This window comes from Candidatus Amarolinea dominans (assembly GCF_016704685.1).
Classification (GTDB): domain Bacteria; phylum Chloroflexota; class Anaerolineae; order SSC4; family Amarolineaceae; genus Amarolinea; species Amarolinea dominans.
In genome coordinates, this window is the sequence record NZ_JADIZS010000009.1 from 37633 (window position 1) to 53976 (window position 16344).

The 16344-nt window shown below is 61.6% G+C and carries 17 protein-coding genes and 1 tRNA gene; 8 read left to right on the forward strand and 10 right to left on the reverse strand.

Annotated elements, in window-relative coordinates:
• Positions 1-53 precede the first annotated feature (53 nt).
• The 5 genes from IPF85_RS06775 to IPF85_RS06795 are packed head-to-tail and all read right to left on the reverse strand — an operon-like array spanning position 54 to position 4798.
• Complete coding sequence (locus IPF85_RS06775) at positions 54-782, reverse strand: ABC transporter ATP-binding protein (RefSeq protein WP_343407316.1); 729 nt, start codon at positions 780-782, stop codon at positions 54-56.
• A gap of 52 nt (positions 783-834) precedes the next feature.
• On the reverse strand, positions 835-1623 hold the full coding sequence (locus tag IPF85_RS06780) for an ABC transporter ATP-binding protein (protein WP_343407317.1): 789 nt from the start codon (positions 1621-1623) through the stop codon (positions 835-837).
• 6 nt (positions 1624-1629) lie between these two features.
• A complete protein-coding gene (locus tag IPF85_RS06785; protein ID WP_343407318.1) occupies positions 1630-2556 on the reverse strand; it encodes a branched-chain amino acid ABC transporter permease in 927 nt (308 codons plus the stop codon).
• A 14-nt stretch (positions 2557-2570) separates the two neighbouring features.
• Positions 2571-3626 (reverse strand): branched-chain amino acid ABC transporter permease, encoded by a 1056-nt coding sequence (locus IPF85_RS06790; protein WP_343407319.1) that lies wholly within the window; start codon positions 3624-3626, stop codon positions 2571-2573.
• Between the two features lie 17 nt (positions 3627-3643).
• Entirely contained in the window at positions 3644-4798 is a 1155-nt protein-coding gene (locus IPF85_RS06795; RefSeq protein ID WP_343407320.1) for an ABC transporter substrate-binding protein, read from the reverse strand.
• Between the two features lie 189 nt (positions 4799-4987).
• On the opposite strand from IPF85_RS06795, the gene metF reads away from it, so the two are divergent.
• Positions 4988-5866, forward strand: a complete 879-nt coding sequence (gene metF, locus IPF85_RS06800) for a methylenetetrahydrofolate reductase [NAD(P)H] (protein ID WP_343407321.1) — start codon at positions 4988-4990, stop codon at positions 5864-5866.
• On the opposite strand, the gene IPF85_RS06805 is transcribed toward metF, so the two are convergent.
• From IPF85_RS06805 to corA, 3 genes are all read right to left on the reverse strand, one after another.
• Positions 5854-6600, reverse strand: coding sequence for a CDP-alcohol phosphatidyltransferase family protein (locus IPF85_RS06805; protein ID WP_343407322.1), 747 nt, complete (start codon positions 6598-6600; stop codon positions 5854-5856). The genes metF and IPF85_RS06805 overlap by 13 nt on opposite strands.
• An 86-nt stretch (positions 6601-6686) precedes the next feature.
• Positions 6687-7730, reverse strand: coding sequence for a UPF0158 family protein (locus IPF85_RS06810; protein ID WP_343407323.1), 1044 nt, complete (start codon positions 7728-7730; stop codon positions 6687-6689).
• A gap of 217 nt (positions 7731-7947) precedes the next feature.
• Positions 7948-8913 carry a magnesium/cobalt transporter CorA gene (corA, locus tag IPF85_RS06815; protein WP_343407324.1) on the reverse strand — a complete coding sequence of 322 codons (966 nt, stop codon included), beginning with the start codon at positions 8911-8913 and terminating at the stop codon, positions 7948-7950.
• A gap of 155 nt (positions 8914-9068) precedes the next feature.
• Between corA and IPF85_RS06820 the strand changes: the two genes are divergently transcribed.
• Positions 9069-10331 (forward strand): MFS transporter, encoded by a 1263-nt coding sequence (locus IPF85_RS06820; RefSeq protein WP_343407325.1) that lies wholly within the window; start codon positions 9069-9071, stop codon positions 10329-10331.
• 15 nt (positions 10332-10346) lie between these two features.
• On the opposite strand, the gene IPF85_RS06825 is transcribed toward IPF85_RS06820, so the two are convergent.
• Positions 10347-10913 (reverse strand): histidine phosphatase family protein, encoded by a 567-nt coding sequence (locus IPF85_RS06825; protein WP_343407326.1) that lies wholly within the window; start codon positions 10911-10913, stop codon positions 10347-10349.
• A gap of 419 nt (positions 10914-11332) precedes the next feature.
• On the opposite strand from IPF85_RS06825, the gene IPF85_RS06830 reads away from it, so the two are divergent.
• A complete protein-coding gene (locus IPF85_RS06830; RefSeq protein WP_343407327.1) occupies positions 11333-12127 on the forward strand; it encodes an alpha/beta fold hydrolase in 795 nt (264 codons plus the stop codon).
• A gap of 20 nt (positions 12128-12147) precedes the next feature.
• Here IPF85_RS06830 and IPF85_RS06835 read toward each other — a convergent pair whose 3' ends face one another.
• On the reverse strand, positions 12148-13323 hold the full coding sequence (locus IPF85_RS06835; protein ID WP_343407328.1) for an MFS transporter: 1176 nt from the start codon (positions 13321-13323) through the stop codon (positions 12148-12150).
• 386 nt (positions 13324-13709) lie between these two features.
• Here IPF85_RS06835 and IPF85_RS06840 point away from each other — a divergent pair.
• The 5 genes from IPF85_RS06840 to IPF85_RS06860 all read left to right on the forward strand — a co-directional run bounded on the left by IPF85_RS06840 (position 13710) and on the right by IPF85_RS06860 (position 16339).
• Positions 13710-13782, forward strand: a tRNA-Lys gene (locus IPF85_RS06840).
• 271 nt (positions 13783-14053) lie between these two features.
• Entirely contained in the window at positions 14054-15640 is a 1587-nt protein-coding gene (locus IPF85_RS06845; RefSeq protein WP_343407329.1) for a class I SAM-dependent DNA methyltransferase, read from the forward strand.
• Positions 15641-15651: 11 nt separating this feature from the next.
• Positions 15652-15876: a hypothetical protein gene (locus IPF85_RS06850; protein ID WP_343407330.1), complete on the forward strand. Its 225-nt coding sequence runs from the start codon at positions 15652-15654 to the stop codon at positions 15874-15876.
• On the forward strand, positions 15873-15974 hold the full coding sequence (locus IPF85_RS06855) for a twitching motility protein PilT (RefSeq protein WP_343407331.1): 102 nt from the start codon (positions 15873-15875) through the stop codon (positions 15972-15974). The genes IPF85_RS06850 and IPF85_RS06855 overlap by 4 nt, the downstream gene beginning before the upstream one ends.
• Positions 15971-16339, forward strand: a complete 369-nt coding sequence (locus IPF85_RS06860; RefSeq protein WP_343407332.1) for a type II toxin-antitoxin system VapC family toxin — start codon at positions 15971-15973, stop codon at positions 16337-16339. The genes IPF85_RS06855 and IPF85_RS06860 overlap by 4 nt, the downstream gene beginning before the upstream one ends.
• Positions 16340-16344 lie beyond the last annotated feature (5 nt).

A 16344-nucleotide genomic window follows, 5' to 3' on the forward strand; every position in this document is an offset into this window, starting at 1 on the left:
CCCGGCGCCCCGGCGTTAAAATCGGCATCGCCCCTCGCGGCAGATGCCCCTCATCAGGAAGTGGGCATTGGCGCGCGGCTTTTGCCGAGATAGGCCTCTACAATGGCTGGGTCTGCGCGTAACTGGGCGGCCGGCCCTTGCTGCACGATGTGCCCGCTCTCCAGGACATAGGCGTAGTCGGCGATCTGCAGAGCCTTGCGCGCGTTCTGTTCCACCAGGAGAATGGTTGCGCCTTGCGCTTTCAAATCGGCGATGATGCGGAAAATCTCCTGCACCAGCAGCGGCGCCAGCCCCAGCGACGGTTCATCCATCATCACCAGGCGTGGCCGCGCCATCAACGCGCGGCCGATGGCTAACATTTGCTGTTCGCCGCCGGAGAGCGAACCGGCCTCCTGGCGCCGCCGCTCACGCAGCCGCGGAAAGCGCTGAAAGGTCGCCTCCAGGTCGGCGTGAATGTGGGCGCGGTCACGCCGCCGGTTGGCGCCCAACAGCAGATTTTCTTCCACGCTCAGCGGCGCCAGGATTTGGCGGCCTTCGGGCACCTGCACCAGGCCCAGGGCAGCCACCCGATCCGCGCGCCAGCCTGTAATATCCTGCGCGTCGAACGTGATGCGGCCCTCGCGCGGGGCCAACAGCCCGCTGATCGTGTTCAGGGTGGTGGATTTGCCCGCGCCATTGGCGCCCACCAGCGCGACCACGCTGCCCTGTGCCACCGTGAATGTGATGCCCTTCAGCGCGGCAATCGCACCGTAGGCTGTCTGCAGATTCGTCACCGTGAGCATGATCTCGCTACGCCTTGGTCTCTTTATTGCCTTCATTGGCCTTCATTGGCCTTCATTGGCCTTCATTGCCTTCATTGCCCAAATAGGCCTCGATGACGCGGGGGTCATGACGCACCTGGTCCGGCGTCCCGGCGGCGATGGTGCGGCCAAAGTTGAGCACCACCACCTGATCGCAGATGCTCATGATCAAATCCATGTGATGTTCGATGACCAACAGGGTCAGGCCGGCCGCGCGCAGTTCCAGCAGGAGATGCGCCAGTTGCTCAGTTTCCGCGGCGATCATGCCGGCCGCCGGTTCATCGAGCAGCAGCAGCCGTGGCTCCAGCGCCAGGGCGCGCGCCATTTCCACGCGGCGCTGATCACCATAGGAGAGCGCCCCGGCCGCGGCCGCCGCCAGGTGCTCCACGCGCAACCGGCGCAGGAGGCCCAGGGCGGCGGCCTGCGTCGCCTGCTCCGCGCGCCGGCTGCGCGGCAGACGCAGCAGCGTCTCGATGATGGCGCCCGGCTGGCGCAGGTGGTGGCCGACCATGACATTCTCCAGCACCGACAGGTCGCCAAACAGGCGGATGTTCTGAAAGGTGCGGCCGATGCCACAACGGGCAATGTCATGCGCAGGCAGGCCGCTGATCACCGCGCCGTCGAAGGTGATGCGCCCGCTGTTGACCGGAGTCAGCCCGCTGATGATGTTGATGAGCGTGGTCTTGCCGGCTCCATTCGGCCCAATCAAACCACAAATGGCGCCGGCCATGACATCGAAGGAGACATGATCGAGCGCGGTCAGGCCACCAAACTGGCGGCTGACATCGGCGACGCGCAGCAGCGTCTGGGTGCGATCAGGCATGGCCCCTCACTCCTGCGCCGCGGCGGGCACGCGTGACCAGAAGCGCAGGCGGCGCCAAAAGTGTGGATCGGCCAGCCCGCGCGGCAAATAGATGATGGCCAGCATGATGACCAAGCCGTTGATCACTTCGCGCTGCGCCCGCAAAAAACGCAGGGTCTCCGGCAGGGTTGACAGTAGAATGGCGCCCAGGATCGGGCCGGCCCAGTGGGTCATGCCGCCGAGCACCGCGTAGGCCAGAATGTCCACGGCGCGGCCGAAGACATAGTTGCGCGGATCAATCACGCGTACGATGGGGGTGCTCAAGGCGCCGGCGCCGGCGGCCAACGCCGCGCCGAGGACGAAGACGAGCAGCTTGTAGCGCACCACCTGGATGCCGAGGGTTGACGCGGCTGCTTCATCCAGGCGGATGGCGGCCATCAAGCGGCCGTAGCGTGAATGCTGCAGGGTGGCCAGCAGGTAAATGCAGGCCAGGACGTAGAGCAGGATCGGCCAGGTGGTGTGCGGCAGGCCGAGGATGATCTGTGGCGTGCGGTAGGTGAGGGTGATGCCTTCGGCGCCGTTGAAAATAGTCAGGTCGGGCTGGCCGCTGAAGGCGCGCAGCAGTTTGTCGCCATTGAGGGCGATAATGCGCACGATCTCGCCAAAGCCCAGGGTGGCAATCGCCAGGTAGATGTCGCGCAGGCGCAGGATGATCAAGCCGAAGGGTACGGCCAGCAGCACGCCGATGAGCATGGCCAGGGCCAGCCCGGCGCCCAGCGGCAGCCTCGTTTGCGTGGCGACGATGGCGGCCGTGTAGGCGCCGATCGCCATGAAGCCGGCATTGGACAGGGAGAGCAGGCCGGTTGCAAGGGTCAGGTAGATGCTCAGCCCCAGGGCGATGTTGATGAGGGTGAAGTTGACGAGGGAGATGTGGTTGCTGATGAACGCAGGCATGTCTCAACTCCTCATCAGGCGCGTACGCTGCTGCTGCGGCCGAGGATGCCGCTGGGACGCACGAGCAGGACCAAGATGAGCAGGGCAAAGACGAAGGCATCGCGGAAGCTGCTGTCAAGGTAGGCCACACTCAAGACACGAATCATGCCCACCAGAAAGGCCGCCACGGCCGCGCCGCCGATGCTGCCCATGCCGCCCACGATGATGACGGTCAGCCCGGCCAGTTCCACCTCGTTGCCCATGGTTGGCTCCAGGCGGTTGAAGGCCAGGCCCAGCAGTACGCCGGCCGCGCCGGCCAGCGCACCAGAGAGGAAAAATGTCTGCGCCACCACCCAGTCTACGTTGATGCCGAGCAGGCGGGCCGTGCGTTCATTCCAGGCGATGGCGCGAATGGCGCGCCCCAGGGATGTGCGTTCGATGAGCAGGCGCAGGGTGAGCATCAGGCTGAGGGCAAGGACAAGAACCAGAACCTGAATCGGCGCAATGACCGCGCGCCCGAAGAGGGACAGGGGGGCGGTGGGGAAAATCTCAGGGGGAAAGCGGGAGACCTGCGCACCAAAAACGCCCTGCGCCACGCTGATGAAGATGATGGACGCGCCGATCGAGGAAATCATCGGCGCCAGGCGCGGCACCGGCGCCTGGCGCAGCGGCCGGATCGCGCGGTAGTCAAGCACGATGCCGGCCAGCGCCAGCGCGGCGCCGGCGCCGCGCAGGATCATCCCCCAGGGCGCGGGCCAGGCGCCGATGATGCCGAGCAGTAAAAGGATGAAGCCGGCCCAGAGCACCAGGCCGCCCATCGTCAAGCTGCGTAGCGGTTTGAACGCGAGGCGATCGAGCAGAATCGCCAGCAGGCCCGCGCCGATCATGGCTAGCGGAATAGAAACCCACAGCGGCCAGCCCAACTGCGTGACACACAAGAACGCGATGAACGCGCCCCACATGTAGTTGGCGCCGTGTGCCAGGTTGACGATATCGAGCACCCCAAAGACCAGGGTGTAGCCCATGGCAAACAGTGCCAGGGCAGCCCCTTGCCAGATACCGTTGATGAGCTGCTGTGGGAGTTGTTCCATAACTGTGCCAGTCTGCCCTACTTGAACAGATCGAACTTGCCGTCCTTGACCACCTGCACGATCGGGGCATGCACAGGGTCGCGGCTGGCGGCGAAGGAGAACTTACCGAGCACGGTGTCCGCGTCCTTGACCTGCGCCAGGGTATCGCGAATTGCCTGCCCCTCCGCCTTGCCTGCGTTCTTGATGGCCGAGGCCATGATGTAGACCGCGGCATAGGCCTGCGCGGCGAACTGGTCGGGATTGGCGCCGTACTTGGCGTTGTAGGCCTTGACGAAATCCTGGTTGCCAGGCGCGTCGGAGTTGACGAACCAGGCCGCGCCGGAGATGGCGCCCTCAGCGGCCGCGCCGGCCAACTGCGCCAGTTTGGGCGAGTTGAAGCCGTTGCCGCCAATGAAACGAACGCTATCGGGAATGCCGAGCTGTCGGCCCTGGGACATGATGCCCGCCGCTTCTTCTGCCAGCGCGGAGACCACGATGGCCTCTGGATTCAACCCCTTGATCTTGGTCAACTGCGCCGAGAAGTCGGTGTCACCTTTTTTGAACGTCTCGGTGGTCAAGATCTCGATGCCTTCGGCGTCCAGGGCAGCCTTGAAGGCATCATAGCCGCTCTTGGTAAAGGCGTCGTCGTCACCGTAGAGAACGGCCACCCGCTTGTAGCCCAGCTTGGCTTTGGTCATCTTGATCGTGTTGGGAATCACGGACGCCTCAGGCAAGCTGTTGCGGAAGATGAAATCGCCAATTTCGACGATGCCGGCGGCCGTGTTGGAGGTGGCCAGCACCACTACCTTCTTCTCCTGGGCGATGGGGTCGGCGGCCTTGGCCGAGTTGGACAGGGTCGGCCCAAAAATGGCGATGACTTTATCCTGGTTGATCAGCTTCTCGAACGCGGCGATGGCGCCTTCTTTCGTTGAGCGATCATCCTCAGTTATCAACTTGATCGTGGCTTTGCCTAGCAAGCCAGCCTTGTTGATTTCCTCTACCGCCATCTCGGCCGCCTGTTTTTGTGACGGGCCATAGATGGCGGCCGCGCCGGTCAGTGACCAGACGGCGCCAATGGCGATCTCTCCGCTCAGGCCGTCGGGCGCCGGCGCAGGCTGAGTTGCCACCTGTGCGCAGCCCGCGAGGAGCAGCGCCGCCACTAACAATAGAGAAACAAGACGAATGTTCCGCATAGTCTTCCCTCCATGGAGCAAAAAGCAAACAGATTGTTGTGTTCTATCATGATTGGGAGTCTTTGAGGTAGGCGCAATCATACCACAGGCGCCAGAACCCGTCAAAGTCAAGTCAGTTTTGGAAGAATGCTTGTGTGTGGTGTATGATAGCGGCTGATTCGTACAGGGAGTGAGGTGACAAGGACAACTATGACGCAGTTCAAGGACATCTACGCGGGTCGCAAACCGGCCCTCTCGGTTGAGATTTTTCCGCCCAAGACAGAGCAGAGTTGGGCCAACCTGCAGACCGAGCTGACGCACCTGGTGGCGCACCGCCCGGCGTTCGTTTCGGTGACTTACGGCGCGGGCGGTTCGACCCGCGCGAAAACGCTGGAACTGGTGGAGATGATCCATACGCGTTTCCAGGTGATGAGCGTGCCCCACTTCACCTGCGTTGGCTCCTCGCGTGACGATGTGCGCGACTATGTGGATCGCGTACTGGCGCAGGGCGTGCGTAACCTGGTGGCGCTGCGCGGTGATCCGCCGCAGGGGGACGCGCAGTTTGCGCCTGTGCCCGACGGTTTTCGCTATGCCAACGAACTGGTGGCGTTTATCAAGGGCTATACCGCTGAACTGGACATTGCGGTGGCCGGCTACCCGGAGGGGCATGTCGAGTGCCGCCATTTAGTGCAGGATGTGGAAAACTTGAAGCGCAAGGTTGATGCCGGCGCGTCAGTGGTGTTGACGCAGCTCTTCTATGGCAATGCCGACTTCTTGCGCTTTCGCGACGAGGCCACGCGCGCGGGGATCAAGGCGCCTATCGTTCCGGGGATCATGCCCATTACCAGGTTTTCGCAGATTCAACGCATCACCTCTCTGTGCGGGGCGCACATCCCCGATGCGTTGAGTGCGGCGTTGCTGCGCCATGAGGACGGCAGCCCCGCGCAGCAAGCAGCCGGCATCGAGTATACCATCGAGCAGTGTCGCGAACTCCTGGATCATGGCGTGCCTGGCCTGCATGTGTTCACCTTGAACAACAACCACGCCACCTCGCGGCTGGTTGATGCGCTGGGGTCCTACTTCGACTGAAGCTGGCGCCGCCGGCCGGCCCCAACGGACAGGTAGAGGCTGAGGGCCACGTAATAGCTGATGCACAGCATCGAGCCGAGCATGACCCAGGGGGCCACACGCGGATGCTGCGCCAGGGCGGCAACGGTCAAAACACCCCACACGGAAAGCACTGCCAACGTCACGTGCCGATAGGCCTGCGTGCGTGACGGATAAATATAGCGCACCGGCACAAAGACCAGGATGACCAAAACGATCACGATCGCCAGGTTGACCTGCGGGCTGAGACCCCACAGAAACAGATAGAGCACGACGACGTTCCAGTAGGAGGGAAATCCGGTGAAGAAATGATCTTCGGTCTTTGCGTCGGCCTGGCAGAACTGATAAGCGGAGGCCAGCAAGATCAGCACCGCGCCCGTCGTGGCCAGCTGGGGTGGGAATAGATCCGCTTCAACCAAAAAGAAGGCCGGCACCACCACGTACGTCAGATAGTCAACCACGTTGTCCAACAGCGCACCGTCGAAGCCCGGCAGCGCGCCCTTGACTTGCAGTCGCCGCGCCAGGGTGCCATCCAGGCTGTCAACCGCGACGGCAATGGCCATCCACAGAAACGTCAAGAGCCAATCATGATTCTGAATGGCCAGCAGGGCCAGGAAGCCCCAGGCGACGCCACTGGCAGTGAACAGATGAACGCCCCACGCGGCAACCTTGCGGCTGTTGCGAATGGCGATCGTATCTCCCTCGATTAGCGACATATACACCTCATCGTCTGGTCTGGCAGCGGTCAAGAATGTACCGCGCCGTAAGGCATCACCCCGTTCCGTGCCAGCAAGCGGGGTCGTTACTGTTGCAGTGGCTTGAGCAAGACGTCAGTCACATCTTGAGGCGCCGGGCCGCGCAGCACGATTTCAGGCCATAGTTCAACCGGGGGATTCAAAGTCACCTGACGCGACAGGCGGATCGTGTTCAGATCATCATGCAGGTAGCGGCGACGCCCACAATGCCGAGCATCGCATCGAGGGTTGAAATTCGCACCACAGTCCTTCCAGGGGCAGGTGCGGCCCAGGTAATTTCCTTGATTATCGGCCAGAAAGATATCACCACTGCAATGCAAGCTCTGTACGAAGGCACGCCAACGCCGTCCGAGCCTGGCCAGGGTTGCCAGGTTGGACTCGTCTTCCACCGATACCAGGAGATCAGCATCGCGCGGGGTTTCGATCTCGGTAGCCAGGGAGCCGATCATGGCAATGCGGGTGACGCCCGGCGCCTTCATGAGTAAACGGACCAACTCGGACATCTCGCGTAGGAGGCGTATTCGTACAGACGGTATGCCAGTTTCCGGCTCGTGTGCGGATCCGAGCAGTGGCTCGATGTCATAAGCCGAAAGCCATTCGATGATGCGCTCGCGCATGTGGGCGTTCCTGAAGCGGAACCAGCGTTCGCGTTCATGGCGGTCGCCGGCCAGGGTCTCCTTGAAACGGCGAAATGCGCCTTGTCCACCGAGGGCATGAGTCAAGGTGTCGCGAAACGGCTCGTCGGCAACGGTGGCGATAAATTCTTCGATATCTTCATAACTCTTGCGCGAATCGGCACGCGGCACGCGCAAAGTGCGCTGGCCCAGGTTCATTTCCAGTTCATGCACGGCCTGGAGAGAGACGGACGTGACCTCACCCCGTGCAACCTGGGCGAACGTGGCGGCAAAATCTGCGCTGGTGACATTCGGCTGGCGACTTAGCTCATCATATATCCTGGCCCATGTACGACGGTCTTCAGTGCGTACCTGGATGACTGCGCCATTGACAGTATCGAGATAATAGGTGGTTACTCCCGACACATCTTCGATAGCAAAATCTAGCGCCGACAGATCCACCTTGAGTTTACGCATGGTTCGGGACACTCCTTCACGAGGGATCGCTTACGTTTCCTATCTTTAACTTTCTTTAACTTGAGACTGGTTTGAGTTCAATCAATCGTGCACGCGCCGCCGACTTGAGGGTCGAGTAGAACGCGTGGATCGAGGGTCAAGACGTAGACGCCGTTAAGTAGTTTACATGGTCAACCACAGGCTGTCAAGATAACTGAGGTGGGTCAATTGGCAAGAGTTAGTCGCTGAGTCCTTGTGAACGAAACCAGAGGACCATGGCGATCGGCGTCAACACCATGATGCCGATACTGAACCAAAACGCCAGCGGCTCATGAAACGGCAGGCTTTCGAAGTTCATGCCGAAGAAGCCGCTCAAGAAGGTGAGCGGCAAGAAGATGGTCGAAATCACGGTCAGACGGCGCATGACTTCATTCAAGGCGTTGCTCTGTACCGACAAATAGGCATCCAGCGCGCTTGAAAGCAGATCACGATAGATGTCAATGCTGTCCAGGACACGGACGGTGTGATCGTACACATCCTGGAAATAGATAACGGAACCGGCTGGCAAGATGGGCGGGTCGCGGCGCATCAACACGTTGAAGACATCGCGCTGAGGCCCCACCACTCGCCGCAGCGCCAGCAGGTCCTTCTTCAGCGTGAAAATGTCGTTGAGTGCATCACGGTTGAAACGCTCGAAGATCTTCTCCTCCAGCACATCTACACGTTCGGCCACGGCGTCAATCAGCGGGAAATACTCATCCACCAACCCGTCCATAATGGCGTACAACACCGCCCCCAGGTCCGAACCGACAGACTCGGTGCTGTGTTCCCAGCGCTCCAGCGCGGCTTGTAGCTCAGGCGCCGGCTCGGCATGGACCGTCACGACGTAGTTCTTGCCCAGGAAGATGGCGATCTCGCGTAACCCAATGCTCTCCAGATCCGCATTCAGGTTCGCGCCGTAGACGACGATAAAGTAATGGTGGCCGTAAACCTCGATCTTCGGGCGTTGATGGCGATGCTCGATGTCTTCCAGGGCCAGCGGGTGAAAGTTGAAATGCGTGTGCAGCACCTGGCGATCCGCCGCCGTCGGCGCGACCATGTCTATCCAAACCAGCGCGTCCGAGCGCGCAATGAGATCTCCGATCTGTTCGGAGTTCGAATAGGTGGAAAATTCACCCTGACACAAGGCCTTGATCGTAAGCATGGTTGACGGCACCCCGTTGACTTGCACCGGATTGGGATTTTTTCGGAAGCCCATTATAGACTGATTGCCAAGAAGGGGCAAGCCTGCTATAATGGGCGCCGAGTGCAAAGCGTCGCCAGTTGGCGGCGTTTTCTTGTGTGGGAGGATGGTCACGAATGTCAGCCTACGTGCTACGCCATTATCGCTATAACTTCGCCGTCAATGTGCTGGATGGCGGCTTTTTTGTGTTCGGTGTCGGCTTTGCCTCCTGGGTCACCGTTTTTCCCCTTTTCGTCAGTCACTTGACCGATTCGGCTCTGCTCATCGGTCTCATTCCGGCGGTCCACACCGTGTTTTGGCAGTTACCCCAGGTGTTCACGGCGCGCGCCGTGGCCTCACGTGCGCGGCTGAAGCCCGCGGTTGTGACCCTGACTATCGTTGAGCGCTTTCCGTATGTCCTCTTCGGCGTTCTGGCCCTGCAACTGGCGCGCTTGAGTTCCACCCAGGCCCTGATCATCACGTTTGCCCTTTTGACGCTTCAGGGTTTGGGCGCCGGCCTGACGGCTAACTTCTGGCAGACCATGATCAGCCGCACCATGCCCCCCACACGCTGGGGCCTGTTCTTCGGCACGCAGGCCGCGTTTGGCTCGTTGTTGGGCACCGGCAGCGCGGTCGCGGCCGGATGGATTCTCAACGATCAGCCCTACCCGATCAATTTTGCCGTCTGTTTCTTTTTGTGCGCCGCGGCCATGAGCGTCTCCTGGGTCTTTCTGGCCGCTACCCGCGAACCGCCGGACACGGACACCCCGCCGGCCATGAGTGCGCTCACTTTCCGCCGCCAGTTGTGGACCATCCTGCGCGTGGATGGCAATTTCCGCTGGTACCTGATCGGTCGGTGGCTACAAAGCATCGTCGTCATTCCCAGTGCTTTCGTCACGGTCTACGCGGTCAAGCGATTCAACGCGGACCCTGCGCTCTTGGGCCTTTTAACCGGCAGCCTGATGGTGACGCAGATGGTTGCCAACCCGCTGATGGGCATGCTCGGAGATCGCTGGGGGCACCGTCAGGCCATGATCGCCGGCACCGTGGCGGCCGTCATCGTGCCGATAGTCGCCTTGCAGGCCCCCACGGTGGGCTGGCTGTTTGTGATCTTTGTGCTCACCGGCATCAGCAGTGTCTGCTTCTGGCTCGTCGGCATCACCTTTACGCTCCAATTCGGCAGTGCGAAGGATCGTCCGGCCTACGTGGGCCTGGCTAACACCTTGACCGCACCTTCCGGGGTGCTGGCGCCGCTGCTGGGCGGCTGGGCCATTGACGCTTCGGGCTACCCGGCCATGTTCATCCTGGCGCTCGTGGGCGGCATTTTGGCCGTAGCCGTCCTGGCCCTGGCCGTGCATGACCCACACCAGGCGCCAGTCAGTGTGCCCGTGGAGGCGTAGACGCGGCCGACCCGCCTACACCCTGACCTGCTCAACGGCCAGGGGATGAAAGAGGAGGGTCGCCTGCCAGGTATCATCCGCCTGCCGCGTGAGTTCCCAGGCGCCGGCCGGCGGGAGCGGGTTTTGGCGATCGAAGCGCTGCTTGAAAGGCAGCAAGTCGAGGGGTGGGTACACCACGGTGCGCAACAGCACCTCGATGGGGCCGCCATGGGAAACCAGCGCCAGCGGTTGCGTAGGCATGGCATCCAGGACGCGACGCTGCCAAAGGGCCAGCATCCGCTGTTCCAGGGCTTCACGGCTTTCGCCGCGCGGAATCTCGATCAATCCTGGGTCAATTTCAACCGGCAGCGACAAGCGCTGGCCCAGGATGTCTGCCGTTTGCTGGGCGCGGGCCATCTCAGATGAGAAAAGACGGCCGATGCCGGCGCCGGCCATGTGCGCGGCCAGCAGGTGCGCCTCCTGCCGTCCCTGCGCCGTCAATGCCGGGCCAGGCGGCGTGTCATACGGAATGGTGTGGTCGGCCCAGTCAGGGGTCGCGTGGCGAATCAAGTAGACGATTTGTGAATGTTGATTGAATGACATGGGCGCGAGTGTAGCGCAAATCGGGGCGGAAGGCAAGACGGTAGAGAGAAGTGCAGAGCACAAAGTGCAAAGTGCAAAGTGGAGAGCGCAGAGGTAAGAGCAGAGCGCAGAGAGAAGTGCAGAGCACAAAGTACAAAGTGCAAAGTGGAGAGCGCAGAGGTAAGAGCAGAGCGCAGAGAGAAGTGCAGAGCACAAAGTACAAAGTGCAAAGTGGAGAGCGCAGAGGTAAGAGCAGAGCGCAGAGAGAAGTGCAGAGCGCAGAGAGAAGTGCAGAGCACAAAGTACAAAGTGCAAAGTGGAGAGCGCAGAGGTAAGAGCAGAGCGCAGAGAGAAGTGCAGAGCACAGAGAGAAGTGCAGAGCGTAAAGCGCTGAGCGCACGATGGATGATTTAGCTAGAAGGGAGAAAGCGGGGTCAAACATGCGAGCTACGATCAATGGATTCGAGATGGCGTTTGGTGACGAGGGACAGGGATTGGCGGTGGTGTTGATTCACGGCTATCCGTTGCAGCGCGCGATTTGGGCGCCGCAGGTGGAGGCTTCGAAGACACGCTTTCGGGTCATCACCCCGGATCTGCGGGGTTTTGGCGAATCAGAAGTGACGGCAGGGCCGTACACGATGGAGATGCTGGCGGCCGACGTGCATGCGCTGCTGCAACAGCGGGGTGTCCGCAGCGCGGTCATCGGCGGCCATTCCATGGGCGGCTATGTGGCCCTGGCCTTTGCCCGTCAGTTCCCGGAGATGCTGCGCGGGCTGATCCTGGTCAACACACGGGCGGGCGCAGACAGCCCGGCAGGCAAGGCCAATCGGCAGGCGGCCGCGGCTGTCGCCAGGCAACAGGGCGCGCTTGCCGTGGCGGATGACATGCTGCCCAAGCTCCTGGCGCCGGCCACGTTTCAGCAGCAGCCGCAGCTCGTGGCTCACGTACACAGGCTGATGGCAGCCGCGCCGGTCGAGGCGCTGGCCAACGCGCAGCTTGGCATGGCCACACGCGGCGCCAGTCAGGACGTGTTGGAAGGGCTTTTCTTGCCGGTGCTGGTGATCACCGGCGCGGATGACAAGCTGATCCCGCCGGCAGAATCGGAAGCGATGGCGCGCACCGTGCCGGGCGCCCGCCTGGTCGTTCTGGAAGACGCCGGGCATCTCGCCAGCCTGGAAGCGCCGGCCGCGTTCAATGCGGCCTTGTGGGAGTTTTTGACCGTGCAAGTGGCGTAGCGAGTGCAGAAGACGATTGCCTAGCGCGTTGACTGGTGGTGCAGCACGATGAGGGTGACAATCAGCGTTGCCAGGTAGACGGGGATCGCCTCCAACGAGGTGTAGCGCGCCAGGCTGCCCGCGACCGTGGGCAGCAGCGCGGCGCCCAGGCCGGCCGCGCTGATCTGCATGCCGATGGTGTTGGCCGCATGGCGCATGCTGACGCGGCCGCTCGTGCCGGACACCAGCGCGGGGAAGATGGGCGCCACAGCAAAGCCGACCAGCCCGACGCCGAACAGGCTCACCGCCTGCGCGGGATTCCACCACAAGAGCAGCGCGCCGACCAGCGCTCCCAACAGACTGATCTGGACGAGCCTGTTGGCGCCCACCCGCGGCGCGTACAGCCCGGCCATGACGCGACCCACGGTGAACGTGCCCCAATAGCTGCCGGCCCACAGGCCCGCGATCGCCGGCGCAATGCCGCGCGACTCGGTCAACAGCGTGTACGCCCACAGCCCCAGGGTGACCTCGATGCCGGTGTAGATGAAAAACATCAGGATACTGAGCCACGCGCCCCGCTGGCGCAGCGTTTCGCGCAGAGGCGTCTGGAAGTCTGTCAGGCGCATGGGGGCATCGGCCTCTCCGGCGGTCCCGTTCTGCCGCCACAGCGACGCCGTGACCGCAAAGCAGCCCGCCAGCGCCAGTTGGGCCACGCCGACTACGACATAGCCCACGCGCCAGGCGCCGAACAGATTCAAGCCGGTGGTCATGATGATCGGGCCGAGCGTGATGCCGACGCCGAAACTGGCATGGAGCCACTGCATCAGGCTTTCGCCATGGTGCGAGGCGATGTAGGTATTGAGGCCGGCATCAATCGCGCCCGCGCCCAGCCCCGCGCCCACGCCGAGTGGAATCATCGCCCACCACGAGGGCGCCAGGGTGTAGCCCAGCAGACTGCCGCCCGTCGCCGCACAGCTTGCGGCCAGCAGCCCGCCGACGCCCATCCGCGCCATGATGCGGCCGCTGAAGAAGCTCGAGGTGAGATAGCCGGCGGTGGACGCCACGAGCAGCATGCCCAGCGCGTCCAGCGGTAGCGCGAAGTCCGCACGCATCGAGGGCCAGGCCACCCCCAGCAGCCCGTCAGGCAGACCGAGGGAGATGAACGCGACGTAGGCCAGCAGGATCAGGCCAATTTTGAACTGTCGTTTGGGTGTCATCAAGATCACAGGCTGTGGTAATCCACATCATCTTTGTGGCGTAACCGCAGGACAGAGCCAACCCCTTAGGGGTGGTCGGGGCGCGGCGGGGGCCGGGCGCCAGTTCGACAAAGAGCCGGGTGGCGCGGAGGGGCGGGGGCGCGCGAGAAGGCCATCGACCAGCCAGAGGGTCTTGAACTGTGGCGACGCAATGTTCACGTTGTTCCTCCATGCGTGCAACTCGATCGTCGTGGCCTGCTGCGGAGGCCGTTGAATTCGACCGGTATTGTACCACAAAGTCGCCTGTTTCACCGCCTGGGCGCACGCGCATCGCGGCCGATCGGTTGTCGTAATCCTGGGGAAAATTTGCACAGGCTCTGTCCGTATGGTAAAATCTGGCTCGTTGTGGCCCGCTAGCTCAATTGGCAGAGCAAATGACTCTTAATCATTGGGTTTAGGGTTCGAGTCCCTGGCGGGTCATCATACGACCAAGTGAATTGGTTTCACTTGGTCGTATTTTTTACCATTTGCGTGTCTTGACAAACCCGTCCACCTTAAGCAGGTAGCTATCAAGATTATGAAAAATGACGATTGTCCAGCATAATCAGGTTATGGATGAGTTGAACAGTGCGTAGAATAGTGGAGATGAGGCTTATTCCTTTATCTTTTTGTCAATGTCAACTCGCGGGGCATGAGGGCCACGCGTTTGCGGGCGGAATAGACGGCCAGTACACCGCTCCAGGGAGGATCCATGAACCATAGCGGAAACCACATCGAAGCCCGCTTGTGGGACGCAGCCGATGAACTGCGCGCCAATTCCAAGCTCAAGTCCTCGGAATATTCTGTCCCAGTGTTGGGGCTGGTCTTTCTGCGCTATGCCGACCACAAGTTCCAGGCGGCGGCGAAGGAATTGGCCGGCGCCGGCAGCGGACGGCGCATCATCGGCCCGGTGGACTATCAGGCGCGGGGCGTGCTCTACTTGCCCGAGACAGCGCGCTTCTCGGCGCTGATTCAACTGCCCGAAGGAGCCAACATCGGCGCGGCCATCAACGATGCCATGCGCGCCATCGAGGCCGAGAATCCCGACCTCAAGGATGTCCTGCCCAAGACCTACAACCGCTTCGAGAATGCCCTGCTCAAAGAACTGCTCAAGACTATGAACTCCGTCCCCATGGACATCGAGGGGGACGCGTTCGGCAGGATTTACGAATACTTCCTCGGCCACTTCGCCATGAGCGAGGGCCAAAAGGGCGGCGAGTTCTTCACCCCCACCGCCATCGTTCAGTTGATCGTCGGCATCATCGAGCCGTTCCACGGCCGCATCTTCGACCCGGCCTGCGGTTCTGGCGGCATGTTTGTGCAGAGTGCCCGCTTCGTCGCGGAGCACAAGAAGAACCCCGGCGCCGAGTTGAGCATTTACGGTCAGGAGAAGGTGGCCGAAACCGTGCGCCTGGGCAAGATGAACCTCGCCGTCCACGGTCTGGCCGGCGACATCCGCCAGGGCAATGCCTACTACGAAGACCTGCACCGCTCCACCGGTAAGTTCGACTTCGTCATGGCCAACCCGCCCTTCAACGTGGATCGCGTGGACAAGGACCGGCTCAAGGACGACCCGCGCTTTCCCTTTGGCCCCCCACGCACCGACAACGCCAACTACCTCTGGATTCAGCTCTTCTACAGCGCGCTGAATGACAGCGGCCGCGCCGGCTTTGTCATGGCCAACTCCGCCTCTGACGCCCGCGGCTCGGAACTGGAGATCCGCCGGCAGATCATCGAAGCCCGCGCCGTGGATGTGATGGTGGCGGTCGGCGCCAACTTCTTCTACACCGTGACCCTGCCCTGCACGCTCTGGTTCTTCGACCGGGGCAAGCGCAATCTCCCCCCTCGCCCCGCAGGAGAGGGGCCGGGGGTGAGGGGAAGCGAAACGGTGCTCTTCATGGATGCCCGCCACCTCTACCGCCAGCTTGACCGCGCGCATCGCGACTGGACCCCGGCGCAGATCGAGTTCCTGGCCAACATCGCCCGCCTCTACCGCGGCGAAGCGACGGAGAACCTGCACGACAGCGCCGGCCTGCTGGCCGAACATTTCGGCAAGAAACCCAAATACGCCGATGTGCCCGGCCTGTGCAAGGTGGCAACGCTGGCCGAGATCGAAGCGCAGGGCTGGAGCCTCAACCCCGGCCGCTATGTGGGCGTGGCCGCCCGCGCGGAAGACGACTTCGACTTCAAGGAGCGGCTGGAGGAGCAAAACGAGGAGCTGGAGGTCCTCAACGCTGAGGCTCGGGAGTTGGAAGAGCGGATCGCGGAGAATGTGGTTAAGTTATTGGAAACACAATAAGGAAGGAATCCATGCAAGCTATAGAATTTGAAACACGGATTGATAAGAACGGTCACATCTATTTGCCGGAGGCGTTCCAATACGCCTACGGGAAATTTGCCCGCCTGGTGGTTCTTCTACCAGAACAGGCGGAATCCCCCAAAAAACGACGGTACCCTGGAAGCGCGAAAGGAATCCTCAAGGTGTTGTCCGAAGACGACGAACACTTGGATGATTTCAAGGAGTACATGTCATGAATCTGTTACTAGACACGCAGGCGCTACTCTGGTTTGTGCTGGACGATCCCCGATTGAGCGGAAGGGCGCGGAGAGCATCGTTGCCACAGATGGGTTGATTTTCGTCAGCCCGGCAAGTCTTTGGGAGATCGCCATCAAGATCAGTCTGGGCAAGTATGCGCTACCGGCGCCTTTTTCAGCATTCTGGGATGATCAGTTGCTGACCAACAACTTTACCCTCTTGTCCATCTCTATGTCACACACCGCACGGGTTGTGGATTTACCCTTTCATCACCGCGACCCGTTCGACCGTTTGATCATTGCCCAGTCGCTGGTGGAAGGGACTCCAGTGGCGAGCAGCGATGAAATGTTTGATCGTTATGGCGTGAAGCGGGTATGGAGAAAAGCTGGGAACGGAAAGAGCGCATTGCGGAGAATATGGCGAGGTTGTTGGAGGGGAAGTGATGGCGAGCAAAAAACATGACCTGG

Coding starts and splice junctions, on each gene's coding strand:
- IPF85_RS06850 (WP_343407330.1), top strand. CDS start 15,652: ATGCAAGCTATAGAATTTGAAACACGGATTGATAAGAACGGTCACATC.
- IPF85_RS06795 (WP_343407320.1), bottom strand. CDS start 4,798: ATGCGGAACATTCGTCTTGTTTCTCTATTGTTAGTGGCGGCGCTGCTC.
- corA (WP_343407324.1), bottom strand. CDS start 8,913: ATGCTTACGATCAAGGCCTTGTGTCAGGGTGAATTTTCCACCTATTCG.
- IPF85_RS06810 (WP_343407323.1), bottom strand. CDS start 7,730: ATGCGTAAACTCAAGGTGGATCTGTCGGCGCTAGATTTTGCTATCGAA.
- IPF85_RS06845 (WP_343407329.1), top strand. CDS start 14,054: ATGAACCATAGCGGAAACCACATCGAAGCCCGCTTGTGGGACGCAGCC.
- IPF85_RS06785 (WP_343407318.1), bottom strand. CDS start 2,556: ATGCCTGCGTTCATCAGCAACCACATCTCCCTCGTCAACTTCACCCTC.
- IPF85_RS06780 (WP_343407317.1), bottom strand. CDS start 1,623: ATGCCTGATCGCACCCAGACGCTGCTGCGCGTCGCCGATGTCAGCCGC.
- IPF85_RS06820 (WP_343407325.1), top strand. CDS start 9,069: ATGTCAGCCTACGTGCTACGCCATTATCGCTATAACTTCGCCGTCAAT.
- metF (WP_343407321.1), top strand. CDS start 4,988: ATGACGCAGTTCAAGGACATCTACGCGGGTCGCAAACCGGCCCTCTCG.
- IPF85_RS06790 (WP_343407319.1), bottom strand. CDS start 3,626: ATGGAACAACTCCCACAGCAGCTCATCAACGGTATCTGGCAAGGGGCT.
- IPF85_RS06855 (WP_343407331.1), top strand. CDS start 15,873: ATGAATCTGTTACTAGACACGCAGGCGCTACTCTGGTTTGTGCTGGAC.
- IPF85_RS06775 (WP_343407316.1), bottom strand. CDS start 782: ATGCTCACGGTGACGAATCTGCAGACAGCCTACGGTGCGATTGCCGCG.
- IPF85_RS06825 (WP_343407326.1), bottom strand. CDS start 10,913: ATGTCATTCAATCAACATTCACAAATCGTCTACTTGATTCGCCACGCG.
- IPF85_RS06835 (WP_343407328.1), bottom strand. CDS start 13,323: ATGACACCCAAACGACAGTTCAAAATTGGCCTGATCCTGCTGGCCTAC.
- IPF85_RS06805 (WP_343407322.1), bottom strand. CDS start 6,600: ATGTCGCTAATCGAGGGAGATACGATCGCCATTCGCAACAGCCGCAAG.
- IPF85_RS06830 (WP_343407327.1), top strand. CDS start 11,333: ATGCGAGCTACGATCAATGGATTCGAGATGGCGTTTGGTGACGAGGGA.